At 39.3% G+C, this 14,949-nt stretch carries 14 protein-coding genes; 13 read left to right on the top strand and 1 reads right to left on the bottom strand.

The features are described 5' to 3' along the window. The first annotated feature begins 1 nt into the window (after position 1). From H8R91_RS02830 to H8R91_RS02780, 11 genes are all read left to right on the top strand, one after another. Positions 2 to 391 carry a YraN family protein gene (locus tag H8R91_RS02830; protein ID WP_022234931.1) on the top strand — a complete coding sequence of 130 codons (390 nt, stop codon included), beginning with the start codon at positions 2 to 4 and terminating at the stop codon, positions 389 to 391. Continuing rightward, positions 378 to 1,295, top strand: coding sequence for a dipeptidase (locus H8R91_RS02825; protein WP_186934782.1), 918 nt, complete (start codon positions 378 to 380; stop codon positions 1,293 to 1,295). The genes H8R91_RS02830 and H8R91_RS02825 overlap by 14 nt, the downstream gene beginning before the upstream one ends. Before the next feature lie 55 nt (positions 1,296 to 1,350). After that, on the top strand, positions 1,351 to 2,859 hold the full coding sequence (gene thrC / locus H8R91_RS02820) for a threonine synthase (protein WP_186934781.1): 1,509 nt from the start codon (positions 1,351 to 1,353) through the stop codon (positions 2,857 to 2,859). Continuing rightward, positions 2,859 to 3,548, top strand: coding sequence for a metallophosphoesterase (locus tag H8R91_RS02815; RefSeq protein ID WP_186934780.1), 690 nt, complete (start codon positions 2,859 to 2,861; stop codon positions 3,546 to 3,548). The genes thrC and H8R91_RS02815 overlap by 1 nt, the downstream gene beginning before the upstream one ends. A gap of 107 nt (positions 3,549 to 3,655) precedes the next feature. Further along, on the top strand, positions 3,656 to 4,933 hold the full coding sequence (gene tig / locus H8R91_RS02810) for a trigger factor (protein ID WP_186934779.1): 1,278 nt from the start codon (positions 3,656 to 3,658) through the stop codon (positions 4,931 to 4,933). A gap of 60 nt (positions 4,934 to 4,993) precedes the next feature. Beyond that, complete coding sequence (gene clpP, locus H8R91_RS02805) at positions 4,994 to 5,575, top strand: ATP-dependent Clp endopeptidase proteolytic subunit ClpP (RefSeq protein WP_022234936.1); 582 nt, start codon at positions 4,994 to 4,996, stop codon at positions 5,573 to 5,575. Between the two features lie 15 nt (positions 5,576 to 5,590). Further along, on the top strand, positions 5,591 to 6,919 hold the full coding sequence (clpX, locus tag H8R91_RS02800; RefSeq protein WP_186934778.1) for an ATP-dependent Clp protease ATP-binding subunit ClpX: 1,329 nt from the start codon (positions 5,591 to 5,593) through the stop codon (positions 6,917 to 6,919). Positions 6,920 to 7,016: 97 nt separating this feature from the next. Continuing rightward, on the top strand, positions 7,017 to 9,419 hold the full coding sequence (lon, locus tag H8R91_RS02795) for an endopeptidase La (RefSeq protein WP_186934777.1): 2,403 nt from the start codon (positions 7,017 to 7,019) through the stop codon (positions 9,417 to 9,419). Between the two features lie 11 nt (positions 9,420 to 9,430). Beyond that, a complete protein-coding gene (gene yihA, locus H8R91_RS02790; protein ID WP_186934776.1) occupies positions 9,431 to 10,021 on the top strand; it encodes a ribosome biogenesis GTP-binding protein YihA/YsxC in 591 nt (196 codons plus the stop codon). Between the two features lie 36 nt (positions 10,022 to 10,057). After that, a complete protein-coding gene (gene lysA, locus H8R91_RS02785; RefSeq protein ID WP_186934775.1) occupies positions 10,058 to 11,356 on the top strand; it encodes a diaminopimelate decarboxylase in 1,299 nt (432 codons plus the stop codon). An 82-nt stretch (positions 11,357 to 11,438) separates the two neighbouring features. Continuing rightward, complete coding sequence (locus H8R91_RS02780; RefSeq protein WP_186934774.1) at positions 11,439 to 12,029, top strand: hypothetical protein; 591 nt, start codon at positions 11,439 to 11,441, stop codon at positions 12,027 to 12,029. Between the two features lie 605 nt (positions 12,030 to 12,634). On the opposite strand, the gene H8R91_RS02775 is transcribed toward H8R91_RS02780, so the two are convergent. Further along, positions 12,635 to 12,844 (bottom strand): helix-turn-helix domain-containing protein, encoded by a 210-nt coding sequence (locus H8R91_RS02775; RefSeq protein ID WP_022234942.1) that lies wholly within the window; start codon positions 12,842 to 12,844, stop codon positions 12,635 to 12,637. A gap of 344 nt (positions 12,845 to 13,188) precedes the next feature. On the opposite strand from H8R91_RS02775, the gene gdhA reads away from it, so the two are divergent. Then, positions 13,189 to 14,520, top strand: coding sequence for an NADP-specific glutamate dehydrogenase (gene gdhA / locus H8R91_RS02770; RefSeq protein WP_186934773.1), 1,332 nt, complete (start codon positions 13,189 to 13,191; stop codon positions 14,518 to 14,520). A 145-nt stretch (positions 14,521 to 14,665) separates the two neighbouring features. Continuing rightward, on the top strand, positions 14,666 to 14,938 hold the full coding sequence (locus tag H8R91_RS02765; RefSeq protein ID WP_186934772.1) for a hypothetical protein: 273 nt from the start codon (positions 14,666 to 14,668) through the stop codon (positions 14,936 to 14,938). Positions 14,939 to 14,949 lie beyond the last annotated feature (11 nt).

The raw sequence follows: 14,949 nt of genomic DNA, 5'->3' as shown, positions 1-14,949 counted from the left end.
TATGAAGTTATTTACAACAAAACAAAAGGGCGACATCGGCGAAAAATTTACCGAGCGTTACCTAAAGAAAAACGGTTATAAAATTCTTGAACGCAATTACAGACAAAAATGCGGTGAGATTGATATAATTGCTCAAAAAGGCGAATATATTATATTTACGGAAGTAAAAACAAGGGCGGCTAATTTTATTGCCCGTCCGTACGAGGCTGTTGACCGCAGGAAAATCTCAAGAATAAGAAAAACCGCCGCAATGTATATTGCCGAAAAACAGCTTGACGCTTATTTCCGCTTTGATGTCAGCGAAGTATTTACCGAGCCTGAAAGCGGCAAAGTAATTGACATCAACTATATTGAAAATGCTTTTGAAGGAGCTTCTTATGAAAGTATTTGATTTACATTGTGATACACTTTACAAAGCCGTGACTATGAGCCACGGCTTTTCCTGTTCCGACTATGAAGTTCAGACAGATGTGGATTTTGAAAAATATTTGCAGTGCTTTGCGGTATGGATTCCCGATGATTTAAGCGTAAAACAGGGCAGAGCACTGTTTGAAAAAGCCAAAATTACACTTCCGAAAGAATGTAAAATCAACAATATAAATCTTGTTGATTCTTATAAAAAAATTAATAATTCAACAAAAAACAAACTTGCAATGTTTACACTTGAAAACTGCAAAATAATCGACAATGATATTTCATATATAAAATACCTTGCCGACAGCAACATAAAAACAGCAACCCTTACTTGGAACGATACAAACTGTATCGGCGACGGCGCAATGGCAGAGCAACCGACAGGCATAACGGAGTTTGGCAAAAAAGCGGTATGTGAACTTGAAAATCAAGGTATTGTCATTGATGTATCACACGCAAGCGATAAACTTTTTTATGATGTGTGCGAAATCGCAGAAAAACCGTTTATAGCCACCCATTCAAACGCAAGAGCGGTTACTGCGCACAAAAGAAATCTTACAGACGAACAGGCAGAAATCATATTTAAAAACGGCGGAATTATAGGACTTAATTTTCATAATGCGTTTCTCAATAACGAACCCGAAAAAGCCTGCATTGATGATATTCTAAAGCACGCAGAGCATTTTTTGTCGCTCGGCGGAGAAGATTATGTATGCCTCGGAAGTGATTTTGACGGCGGAATCTTGCCGTATAACATCAGAAATAACAGAAATCTATATGAAATTTATAATCTTTTTCTGCAAAAAAACTATCAAGAAGCCATAATTGATAAAATTTTTTATGAAAATGCAGTTAATTTCTTTGAAAACTTTGACATTTGATAAATTATGTAGTAAAATGTACTTTGTGTAAAGCAACTCTGAAAGGAAGATTTATATGTTGTATAACAGTACTCAAAATGCAGCCGAAGTTGTATCGGCCGCTCAGGCAATTGCCCAGGGTATTTCTAAGGATGGCGGACTTTTTGTGCCACAGGAATTTCCTAAATATTCCGCAGAAACATTTAATGAGCTTTTAAAGCTTGATTACAAGGGCAGAGCAAAAAAAGTTTTCGCTGATTTTCTTTCTGATTTTACAGAAGAAGAAATCAACGATTGTGTTGAAAATGCCTACACAAAAGAGAAGTTCGGCAGTGACAATCCTGCTCCCTTGGCTTACGCAAAGCTCAACGGCAGGGAACTTAATATTCTTGAACTTTGGCACGGTCCGACTTGTGCTTTTAAGGATATGGCACTCCAGATTCTTCCTCATTTTCTTACAAAATCACTTAAAAAGACATACGACGGCAAAGATGCAGTAATTCTTGTTGCCACATCGGGCGACACAGGTAAGGCTGCTCTTGAAGGCTTTAAAGATGTTGACCATACAAAAATTATCGTTTTCTATCCTGTTGACGGTGTAAGTCCAATGCAGAAGCACCAGATGAACACTCAGGAAGGCAACAATGTTACAGTTTGCGCTATTAAAGGTAACTTTGACGACGCACAGACAGGCGTTAAGAAAATCTTTACTACTCCTGAAATTTCCGCAAAGCTCGAGGCTAACAATATGCTTTTCAGCTCTGCAAACTCAATTAACTGGGGCAGACTTCTTCCACAGATTGTTTACTATATTTCTGCTTACTGCGACCTCGTAAATGCAGGCAAAATCGCTATGGGCGACAAGATTAATGTTGTAGTTCCGACAGGTAACTTCGGCAATATTCTTGCATCATACTACGCAAGCATTATGGGACTTCCAATCAACAAGTTCATCTGTGCGTCAAACTCAAACAATGTTCTTTCTGACTTCATTAAGACAGGTGTTTATGACAAAAACAGACATTTCTATACAACAATTTCACCTTCAATGGACATTCTCGTATCAAGCAACCTTGAAAGACTTCTTTACAAGCTTTCGGGCAACAATGCCGATACTACAAAAGAGCTTATGACTGCTCTCAAGACTGTAGGCAAGTACGAGGTTTCCGACGAAATCAAGGCTGAAATCACATCTAAATTCTTCGGCGGTTTCTGCAACGATGAGCAGACAAAAGCTACAATCAAGGCTCTGTTCGACACAGATAACTACCTCTGCGATACTCACACAGCGGTTGCCGTTAATGTATATGAGCAGTATGTTGAGCAGACAGGCGACACAACTCCGTCTGTTATCGCATCGACAGCAAGCCCATACAAGTTCTCTAAGGCTGTTCTTGAGGCTGTTTCTGATGGCACAAACCTCCCTGAGAATGAATTTGATATGGTTGAAAAGCTATTCGAGGTTTCAAATGCTCCTGTGCCTGCACCTCTTGCAGCACTTAAGGACAAAAAGGCTCGTTTTTCAGATGTTACAGAGGTAAATTCAATGCCTCAGTATGTTCTTGATGCACTTAACATCAAATAATGAGTTTATTTGCGATAGCTGACCTTCATTTGTCACTCGGCGAAGATAAGCCGATGGATATTTTTGCGGGCTGGGACAACTATGTCGAAAGGCTTACAAAAAATTGGAATACACTTGTTACCGACGATGATACGGTTATGATTGCGGGTGATATTTCCTGGGCAATGAAGCTTGAACAAACATATACCGATTTTAAATATATTGATGATTTGCCCGGCAAGAAAATTTTTCTCAAGGGCAATCACGATTATTGGTGGGGAACCAAAAGTAAAATTGAAAAGTTCCTCGACAATAACAAACTTAATTCGATAAATATCCTTTTTAACAACACTTATGTTTGCGACAATAAAGCAATTTGCGGTACAAGAGGATGGTTTCTCGAAAATGAATCTGACGCTGATGTAAAGGTACTTAACCGTGAAGTAGGCAGACTTGAAATGTCAATTTCAGAGGCGGAAAAAACAGGGCTTGAGCCTGTGGTTTTTCTGCACTATCCGCCTGTCTACTGCAGCACCGAATGCAGCGAGATTATGAATGTATTATTAAAACACAATATAAAAAGATGCTATTACGGACACATTCACGGCAAATCAAATATGCGTTATGCCGTTGAGGGTGATTATAAAGGTATAAATTTTAAGCTGATCTCTTGCGACCGACTCGCATTTATGCCGATTTTGGTACGATAATAAGCATAAATTTGCTTTTGAGTATTGGCAAAACTGAATTTTTGTGTTATAATGAACTGATACTGATTATATTTGTATAAAAAATCAAATTTGGAGGATTTCAAAAAATGGCATTAAAAGAAAGCAAAAAACTTGAGCAGGCTAATTCATACGAGTTAGTTGTTACAGTTGACGGAGAAACTTTTGAAAAAGCACTTAACACAGTTTACAAGAAGGAAGTTAAGAAAATTAACATTCCCGGTTTTAGAAAGGGCAAAGCTCCACGCCACATTATTGAGAAAATGTACGGCAAAGAAGTATTCTATGATGACGCTATGCAGGATTGCTATCCTGAGGCTCTTTACAACGCAGCAGAAGAGGCAGGCGTAAAGATTGTTGCTGTTGAATCTATCGAAGTTACAGAGGTTGAGAACGGCTTTACTTTCAAGGCAAACATCGTTGTTGAGCCTGATATGGAAATCAACAACTACCTTGGCTTTGAAGTAACAAAGAAGTCAACAGAAGTTACAGATGAGCTTATTGACGAAGAAATCGAGAAGGTTCGTGACCGTAACTCAAGAATGGTAACAGTTGAGGACAGACCTGTTGCTAACGGCGACATCGCAGTTATCGATTTTGAAGGCTTTGTTGACGGCGTTGCATTTGATGGCGGTAAAGCTGAAAACTACAACCTTACAATCGGTTCAGGTAACTTTATCCCGGGCTTTGAGGAGCAGATTATCGGTCACAGCACTGATGAAGAGTTCTCTATCAATGTTAAGTTCCCTGAAGAGTATCAGGCTGAAGAGCTCGCAGGTAAGGACGCAGAGTTCAAGATTAAGCTTCACGAGATTAAGGCTAAGGAACTCCCTGAAGTTGACGATGAGTTTGTAAAGGATGTTTCAGAGAAAGAAACTGTAGCAGAATACAGAGATGAGCTTAAAGAAACAATCGCTGCCCGTCTTGAGGATGAAGCTGAAAAGGATAAGGACAATCAGATTGCCGAAAAACTTATCGAACTTCTTGAGGGCGAAATCCCACAGGCTATGTATGACAACCAGGTAAACGAAATGGTTAGAGATTTCGAGATGAGAATTCGTTCACAGGGTATTGATATGAACACATACCTCCAGTATATGGGTATTGACCTTGACGGCTTAAAGAAGATGTATGCCGACGAGGCTAAGAAGAGAGTTCAGTTAAGACTTGCTCTTGAAACAATCGCTAAGAAAGAGAATATTGAAGTAACAGACGCTGACCTTGACGAGGCTTACAACAAGATGGCAGAAGCTTACAAGGTAGATGTTGAAACAGTTAAGGGTGCAGTTCCTGCCGAAACACTTACACTTGATGTTAAGGCTGAAAAGGCTCTTAATATGGTAAAGGACAGTGTAGTTATTAAATAATTTGAATAATTAACCTGTTTTTGTTAATTACTATTTACTATAATGAAAGGTTTTGATCAAATGGCATTAGTACCATATGTCCTTGAACAGACAAGCCGTGGCGAACGCTCATACGACATCTATTCAAGACTTCTTAATGACAGAATCGTTATGCTCACAGAAGAAGTGAACAGTGCAAGTGCAAGTGTAGTAGTAGCACAGCTACTCTACCTTGAGAGCCAGGATCCTACAAAGGATATTTGCCTTTATATCAATAGCCCCGGCGGCAGTGTTACAGATGGATTTGCAATATTTGATACAATGAATTACATCAAATGTGATGTTTCCACTATTTGTATGGGTATGGCAGCAAGTATGGGTGCATTCCTCCTTGCAGCCGGCGCAAAGGGCAAGCGTCTTGCTCTTCCAAACAGTGACATTATGATTCACCAACCGTCAGGCGGTGCACAAGGTCAGGCTACAGATATGGAAATTCATACAAGACACATTCTTGATATGAAACAGCGTCTTAATCAGATTCTTGCTGATAATACAGGACAGCCGATTGATGTAATCGCAAGAGATACTAACAGAGATAACTTTATGACTGCTCAGCAGGCTCTTGAATACGGTCTTATCGATAAGGTTATTGAAAAAAGATAAGGTGAGGAAATCTTAATGGCAAACAAAAACAACGAAAAAGAAATATACTGCTCTTTTTGCGGAAAGCCACAGGAATTGGTTGGCCGTCTGATTGCAGGCAACGGCGTGTATATTTGCGACCAGTGCGTTGATTTATGTATGAATATTCTTGAGCAGACAGAAGAACTCGAGAACACAGCGGTTGACGCAGAGCTTGCTAAAAAAGATGATACCGTTTCTATTCCAAAGCTCCTTAAGCCTAAGGAAATCAAGGAAATTCTTGATGAATATGTAATCGGTCAGGATGCCGCAAAAGTTACGCTCAGTGTTGCTGTTTATAACCACTACAAGAGAGTGTTTTCAAACGAAACCGATGTTGATTTTTCAAAAAGTAATGTTCTTTTGCTCGGCCCGACAGGCGTAGGTAAAACTTTGCTTGCTCAAACTCTTGCAAAAGCACTTGATGTTCCGTTTGCCATTGCAGATGCCACCACACTTACGGAGGCTGGCTATGTCGGCGAAGATGTAGAGAACATCTTATTAAAGCTTATTCAGGCTGCTGATTTCGACATTGAAAAAGCAGAGCGAGGCATTATTTACATTGATGAAATAGACAAAATTGCCCGTAAATCGGAAAATCCGTCTATCACCCGTGATGTAAGCGGTGAGGGTGTTCAGCAGGCATTGCTCAAAATTATTGAGGGTACTGTTTCCAATGTGCCTCCGCAGGGCGGCAGAAAACATCCGCAGCAGGAATTTTTACAGATAAACACAAAGAATATTCTGTTTATCTGCGGCGGTGCTTTTGACGGTCTTGAAAAGATTGTTACAAAGCGCAAAGGCTCTTCTGTAATCGGCTTCGAGTCATTTATTCAGGATAAAAAAGAGCTTGACGAAACCTATTGGATGAAAGATGTTACTGCACACGATCTTGTTAAGTACGGCATAATTCCGGAGCTTATCGGCAGACTTCCCGTTATTACGGCTCTAAGCGGTCTTGATACCGACGCTCTTGTGCAAATCCTTACAGTTCCTAAAAATTCAATTGTTCAGCAGTATAAAAAACTCTTTGAGCTTGACAATGTTGAACTTGTATTTGAAGATGAGGCTTTAAAGGCAGTTGCCAAAAAAGCGCAGGAACAGAGAACAGGTGCAAGAGGACTAAGAGGAATTATGGAGGGAATACTCACAAACCTTATGTTTGAAATTCCGTCCGATCCGACTATTGAAAGGGTAACAATCACAGAAAAGGTTGTAACCGAGGGCAGCGAACCCGAACTTCTCAGAAATGAAGACAAGGCGGCTGTTTCAATCAACTTAAAACAAGATGCAAAGAAGCGTCAAAAACGAAGCACAGCTTCTTAAAGTATTGTAAATAATTAAAGCTGTATTGCCGAAAAAACAATACAGCTTTTTTTGATTAGATTTAATTGTGAAATAAATTGTGATGGGAGGATAGAAAATGGACGATAGAAACGATAATTTAATACTTTTGCCCGTTCTGCCGCTCAGAGGACTTGTTGTTTTTCCGAAAGCGCTCATTCATTTTGATGTGGGAAGAAAGAAGAGCATCAGTGCTATAAATGCCGCTATGAAAAACGATCAGCTTATTTTTCTTGTTACACAGAAAGACGCTGCCGAAAACGACCCTGATATTACAAAATGCTACTCAACAGGCGTAGTTGCAAAAATAGTTCAGGTAATCAAACAGCCCGACAACTCAACAAGAGTTGTTATTGAAGGCAAATTCAGAGCCGGAATTGTAACTCCTGTATTCGATAAAAATTGTCTTATGGCCGAAGTTGAGCCGTATCCGGATAAAAAGTTTAAGCACACCTCCGAACAACTCGGTTTGATGCGTGCTGTCAGATTGGAATTTGAAAACTATGTCAAGGTAGCTCCTCGAGTTCCGAATGATATTATATTTAAAGTTGCCTCTTGTAAGTCTTGCGGTGAGCTTGCAGACTACATAGCTGACAACATTGTGCTTGATTATCAGGCAAAGCAGACCATTCTTGAAGAACTTGACCAAACCGAGCGACTGGATATGTTGCTTGACATTCTTATAAATGAAACTTATATTCTTTCAATCGAAAAAGATATTGTTCAAAAAGCAAGAGACAGAATTGAAGAAAATCAGCGTGATTATTTTCTAAGAGAGCAGAAAAAGATTATTGAAGAAGAACTCGGCGAGGACGATAATCCGTCCGCAGAGGCAGAGGCTTACGCCGAAAGAATTTATGCTTTGGAACTTTCCGAAGAAACTGAAAATATCCTCATCAAAGAGTGCAAAAAACTTATGCGTATGCCTTACGGAAGTCAGGAGGCTTCTGTAATCAGGACTTATCTTGACACAGTGCTTGACCTTCCGTGGAACACAGCTACCAAGGATAAAATTTCCGTTACCAAGTTAAGAAAAGAACTTGATAAATCTCACTTCGGACTTGCTAAAATCAAGGAAAGAATCATTGAGCAGCTTGCCGTTACAAAATTGAGAGGTTCGCAGGATGGTCAGATTATCTGTTTTGCAGGCCCTCCGGGTGTCGGCAAAACCTCGATTGCACAGTCAATTGCAAAGGCTATCGGCAGAAAGAGCCAAAGAATTGCCCTCGGCGGCGTGCGTGACGAGGCAGAAATCAGAGGTCACAGAAGAACTTACATCGGCTCTATTCCGGGCAGAATTATGACTGCCATTCAGAATGCAGGTTCAAACAATCCTGTTCTTATTCTTGACGAAATCGACAAACTTGCCAGCGATTACAAAGGTGACCCTACATCCGCTTTGCTTGAAGTCCTCGATTCGGAACAGAACAACAAGTTTGTTGACCATTATATTGATATTCCTTTTGATTTGTCTAATGTAATGTTCATTACAACAGCCAATGATGTATCACAAATTCCCGCACCGTTGCGTGACAGAATGGAAATCATTGAGCTTGACAGCTATACAAGAGAAGAAAAATTTAATATCGCTAAAAAGCACCTTGTTCCAAAGCAGCTTGAAAAGTGCGGATTTACCGCTAAAGAGGTTAAATTTACTCAATCGGCGCTGTATTTCCTAATTGATTTTTATACAAGAGAGGCGGGTGTTCGTACTCTTGAAAGATTAATCGGAAATGTGCTCCGTAAATGCGCAGTTAAAAAACTTGAAGACGAACAGGAAACTTTTAAAATTACAGACAAAGAAATTCTTGAAATGCTCGGACATAAAAAATTTACAACAGATAAATTGCCGTCAAAGGACGAAATCGGCACTGTAAACGGACTTGCTTGGACAAGCGTCGGCGGTGAACTTTTACCGATTGAAGTTGCGGTTATGGAGGGCACGGGCAAACTTGAGCTTACGGGTTCTCTCGGCGATGTTATGCAGGAGTCGGCAAAGGCTGCCGTTACTTGCATAAGAAGTCACGCAAATTCACTCGGAATTAATCCGCAGTTCTATAAAAATAAAGATATTCACATTCACGCTCCCGAGGGTGCTGTACCAAAGGACGGTCCTTCGGCTGGTATTACAATGGCAACCGCCATTTATTCAGCTTTAACAGGAAAGCCCGTAAAGCGTGATGTTGCAATGACAGGTGAAATTACCCTACGAGGCAATGTAATGCCGATAGGCGGCTTAAAAGAAAAGAGTATGGCTGCATATAAATCGGGCATTAAAACCGTTATCATTCCAAAGGAAAATGAAGCAGACCTTGAGGAAATAGACCCTGTTGTAAAGGAAAAAGTAAGTTTTATTCCTGTTACAAGTTTCTCGCAGGTAGTCCCGATTGCAATAGTCGATGTACCTGTAATTTCAGAAAAGCAATGGAACGCAGTTGCCGATAATACGGTAACTACCAAATCGGAAAACATCAGACAGTAGGGGTGAGGTAAATGAATTTTAACGAAGTACAATTTGAATTTGCCGCCGGCACAAAAGAACAGCTGCCAAAATCTGATATGCCCGAAATTGTTTTTTCAGGACATTCAAATGTCGGAAAGTCATCTCTTATAAATAAACTTGTGCAGAGAAAAGCACTCGCAAGAGTCAGTGCTCAACCGGGTAAAACAGCGACCATAAACTTCTATAAATTAAGAGAATTTCGTATGGTTGACCTGCCCGGTTACGGCTACGCAAAGGTTTCAAAAAACGAAAAGAAACGCTGGGCTGAACTTGTAGAGGGATATTTTGCACAGGAAAGAAATATAAAATTGATTATCCAAATTCTCGATATGCGCCATCCTCCTACAGATGACGACCTTGAGATGGTGGACTTTCTTTACAAAAGTAATTACCCATTTGCTGTAGTGCTTACAAAGCGTGACAAGCTGAACAAAACAAACCAGAAACTACAGCTTGAATACTATCAGGATATTTTCAGCACAATCGAAGATTTACCTATGATAGAGTTTTCGGCACAGGACGGATATGGCAAAGAGGAAATAAAGGCTCTTATAGAGTCACATATTTTGCAGACCGAATAAAAGGCTGCGCAAGTAAATATCAGGAGGTATGAGAGAATGTTTGTAAATGATTGCTTAAACATTAACGAAAAAGGACATCTTACAATCGGCGGTTGCGACACAGTTGAGCTTGCAAAGGAGTACGGCACTCCGCTTTATGTACTTGACGAAAACACAATCAGAACAACCTGCCGTTCATATGTTGAGTCTTTCAAAAAGTTCTACAACGGCAACGGTATGCCGCTTTATGCCAGCAAGGCGCTTAGCTGTAAGGAGCTTTGCAGAATTGCAAATGAAGAGCATCTCGGACTTGATGTAGTATCGGGCGGCGAGATTTATACAGCACAGCAGGCAGGTTTTCCTATGGAGAAAACCCATTTTCACGGCAACAATAAAACTGCCGCTGAAATTGAATTTGCACTTAACGCAGGCGTCGGCACATTTGTAGTCGACAACCTTTACGAGCTTGAGCTTTTAAATGAAATTGCAGGCAAACTCGTTAAAAAGGCAAAGATTTCATTCAGAATCAAGCCGGGCGTTGACGCTCACACACATAACTTTATCAGAACAGGTCAGATTGACTCAAAGTTCGGCTTTGCACTTGAAACAGGCGAGGCTTTTGAGGCTGTTAAAAAGGCACTTGAATATGAAAATGTAAACCTTGCAGAACTTCACTGCCACATCGGTTCACAGATTTTTGATATTGACCCATTCGTTACAGCTGCAGAAATTATGATGGACTTCATCGGTAAAATCAAAGACGAGCTTGGTGTTACAATCAGCAACTTAAACCTTGGCGGTGGTTTTGGTATTATGTATGTAAACAGTGACGAGCCTGTTCCTTATGAGAATTATATGGAAAAGGTTTCTGTTGCTGTAAAGGCAAAGGCTGCCGAGCACAATGTGCCTGTTCCTTATATTTTCATTGAGCCGGGTCGTTCTATTGTTGGTGAGGCAGGAATCACACTTTACACAGTTGGCGGTATCAAGGAGATTCCTAACATAAGAACCTATGTATCTGTCGACGGCGGTATGACCGACAACATCAGATATGCGCTTTATCAGTCTGATTACACAGTAGTAAACGCAAGCCACGCAGACAAAGAGGCTACACAGACCGTTACCGTTGCAGGTAAGTGCTGCGAAAGCGGGGACCTTGTACAGGAACACACACAGGTAGCTCCTGTTACAGTAGGCGATACACTTGCTGTTCTTTCAACAGGTGCATATAACTACTCAATGGCATCTAACTACAACAGAATCCCTCGTCCTGCTATTGTTATGGTAAACAACGGCAAGTCAAGAGTTATTGTTAAGAGAGAAAGCTACGAAGATATCGTAAGAAACGATATTTGATAAAAAATTAAAGGTCACTTTTGAGAAATCGGAAGTGACCTTTTACTGTAAATATTTTTGATAAAAAGAAAGAGTAAATAATATGTGTTTAAAAGAAATATATAACCAAGACAATATAAAAAGTTATGATGCTATAAAAGATTATTTTTTGAGTGAAATTAACTTTTCTAAAAAAGAAAATATAAGTACAAAGCAACCAGAAGAAATAAGTAGAGTTTGGATTTTATTTGCTGAAAAAAATAATAAATGGAAGTGTCTGCAGGTAGGACAAAGTAAGGAAAATGCCTTTGATGAAATAAAAGAAATAATTGGTTGTATTACGAAAAGTTCTGATAATGATAACGAAAGCGTAACAAGATATAAAAACAGCGCTTTTTATGAGAATGTATGCCCTGTATGTAACGGTAATTACCGCAAAACACTATACAGTAAAATAGGCAGAGAATACAGTAATTTTAAAATATGCTTTTTAGATGTGGATAAATATTTAGGATTAATAAAAAGTGAAGGTCAAAACACTACCGACAGCGAGAGAATAATTGAAATATGTAAAAATCAATATGCTGAAGCCAAAATTGCATACCAAACAAGAGCAGTTTATTGGAGGCAATATAAAAGTGGCATCGACGGTCAAACTCTCTCATATATCGTTAATCATACTTCTGAATTTTAAAAATAAATTAATTTGTCACAGTTGAAATTTCATATTCTCTATTGAAAGACAAACTTCTGTGCGCCCCACAATATTACCAAATAAACCATACATAAACGCAAATATATTGATTGTTTGGTAGAAAACAAATAGAAAAGTTGCTGTACAGCGGATTTTTAATAAACCGCAGTTAGAATAAACTGACTATATACTACACAAAATCAATGATAACAAAGCCTATGAAATGGTTTTGCCGTCAAAGTGGAAAATCAAAATATACAGAAAAAAATATTGCAGTAATGAAAGCAACTGCTGACTTAAAAGCCGCAGACCGCAATGAGGCAAATTTATGGTTTAGCACACAACTTAAGTTAAATAATTTAAAAATTTAGGACAAGCTTTTTCATAGTTTGGCATAACGTGAAATAGCCATTATAAACAGAAAATGAATTCTGTTTTTTGCAAGACATACAATTTAAAAACCAAAGTTTACACCGTCGAAAATAGTCGGCGGTAATTTTTTGCCTTAAAAGGGGATAGGTTATTCCTTGAAATTTTAAAATAAAATTATCATTTTAAAATCCGAACAATGAGTTAATTCTTAATCTATAAAATTTACATAACCGTTATTTATTGAATTTATCAAGACCGAGAATGTAATCACTTGACACTCTGTAAATCATACAAAGTGAAATCAAATGCTTTATAGGCAACTCACGCTTTCCGCTTTCATATTTGCTGTACTGTTCCTGCCTTGTATGTAGCAGAAAAGCAATCTCCGCTTGAGTATATCCGTTTGCGATTCTTAATTCCCTTAATCGTTTAGTGTAGTCCATAAAATCACCGCATTTCAAAATATTACTATTTGTATTATATCATTGTTTATGTGCGTTTGCAACTAAAGCAAATGTTAAAAATTCAACCGATGAACTATACAAAACGGTAAGTCGGTGTTAAAAACTTATTTCAAAGCAACTCGAGCACAAGCAACTTTCATAACTTAGGTAAAATATTTTTATTTTCGATAAAATAATAGCTAAATATTAACAAGTTTATAAACTTTATTTAAAAAACTTGCAAAACGGTTAAAAAAGTAGTATTATAAGTATGTCGAAAGCCACAAACAATATTTAATTGTGGTAATGATAAATTGTTTTGAATTAATAAGGAGGAACATACAATGTCGTATGTAAGTGAACAGCTCGAAAAGCTTAAAGCAAAAAATCCAAATGAACCTGAGTTTATTCAGGCAGCTACAGAAGTTTTAACATCACTTGAGCCTGTATTTGAGGCTAATCCTAAGTATCAGGAGAACGCAATTCTCGAAAGAATCACAGAGCCTGAGCGTGTTATTATGTTTAGAGTTCCTTGGGTTGACGATAACGGCAAGGTACAGGTAAACCGTGGTTTCCGTGTACAGTTCAACAGCGCTATCGGACCTTACAAGGGCGGTTTAAGATTACATCCGTCTGTAAACCTTGGCGTAATTAAGTTCCTCGGTTTTGAGCAGATTTTCAAGAACTCATTAACAGGTCTTCCTATCGGCGGCGGTAAGGGTGGCTCTGACTTTGACCCTAAGGGCAAGAGCGACAACGAAGTTATGGCTTTCTGCCAGAGCTTTATGACAGAGCTTTGCAAGCACATCGGTGCTGACACAGACGTTCCTGCAGGCGACATCGGTACAGGCGCTCGTGAGATTGGCTATATGTTCGGTCAGTATAAGAGAATCAGAAATGTATATGAGGGTGTTCTTACAGGTAAGGGCCTCAACTGGGGCGGTTCTTTAGCAAGAACAGAGGCTACAGGTTATGGTCTTCTTTACCTCACAGAGGAAATGCTCAAGTGCAACGGTAAAGACATCAACGGTGCTACAGTTTGTATTTCAGGTGCAGGTAATGTTGCTATTTACGCTACACAGAAGGCTACAGAGCTTGGTGCTAAGGTAGTTACACTTTCTGATTCAACAGGTTGGGTTTACGATGCAGAGGGTATCGACCTTGACGCTGTTAAGGAAATCAAGGAAGTTAAGAGAGGCAGACTTTCAGAGTACAAGAACTACCGTCCAAATGCAGAGTACCATGAGGGTAAATTCGATTGGTCAGTTAAGTGTGATGTTGCTCTTCCATGTGCTACACAGAACGAGCTTAACGCTGACGATGCTAAGAGACTTATCGCTAACGGTTGCTATGCAGTAGCAGAGGGCGCTAATATGCCTACAACTCTTGAGGCTACAAAGCTCATCCAGGAGGCAGGTTTACTCTTCGCTCCGGGTAAGGCAGCTAACGCAGGCGGTGTTGCTACTTCTGCTCTTGAGATGTCACAGAACTCACAGCGCCTTTCATGGACATTTGAGGAAGTTGACGCTAAGCTCAAGAACATTATGGTTAATATTTTCCACAACATTGACAATGCTGCTAAGAAGTACGGCTATGAGGGCAACTATGTAGTAGGTGCTAACATCGCAGGCTTTGAGAAGGTTGCAGATTCAATGATTGCTCAGGGTGTTTGCTAATTAAATCCTTTAATAAATTCAAAATCCTGTCTGATTTTTCAGGCAGGATTTTTTATATGTTTATTTTGCTTTTATTGTAAGGCTCTTTATTTCATATGCTAATAATTCTGTTTTTACTGTGCAAAATACTTTTGAGGTGATTTTTATGGCTAAAAAAGGAATGCACAGGGCAGATAACATTTACGATAAAAATAAAAACAGAGCAGAGATTGTACCCGAATTGCAGGGCGGAGCTAAACTTAGCAACGAAAAAGCCAATCCGATAATTGCAGGCACACAGCCGCCGTCACAAAAAGTGTATCACAGTAAACCGCACAGCGAAAGACCTATTTCAAATTTTTATTCTTATATAGACAACGACTTAGCAAGAGATAATCTTGAAAGCGATATTCCAAGCGCAGATTTGCAGGATTTGTAATCAGAAACGGC

It is taken from the genome of Ruminococcus intestinalis, assembly GCF_014288065.1.
In the GTDB taxonomy this organism is placed as follows: Bacteria; Bacillota; Clostridia; order Oscillospirales; family Acutalibacteraceae; genus Ruminococcoides; species Ruminococcoides intestinale_A.
The sequence above is the reverse complement of the archived record's forward strand: the minus strand, read 5'-3'. Positions and strand labels throughout refer to the sequence as shown.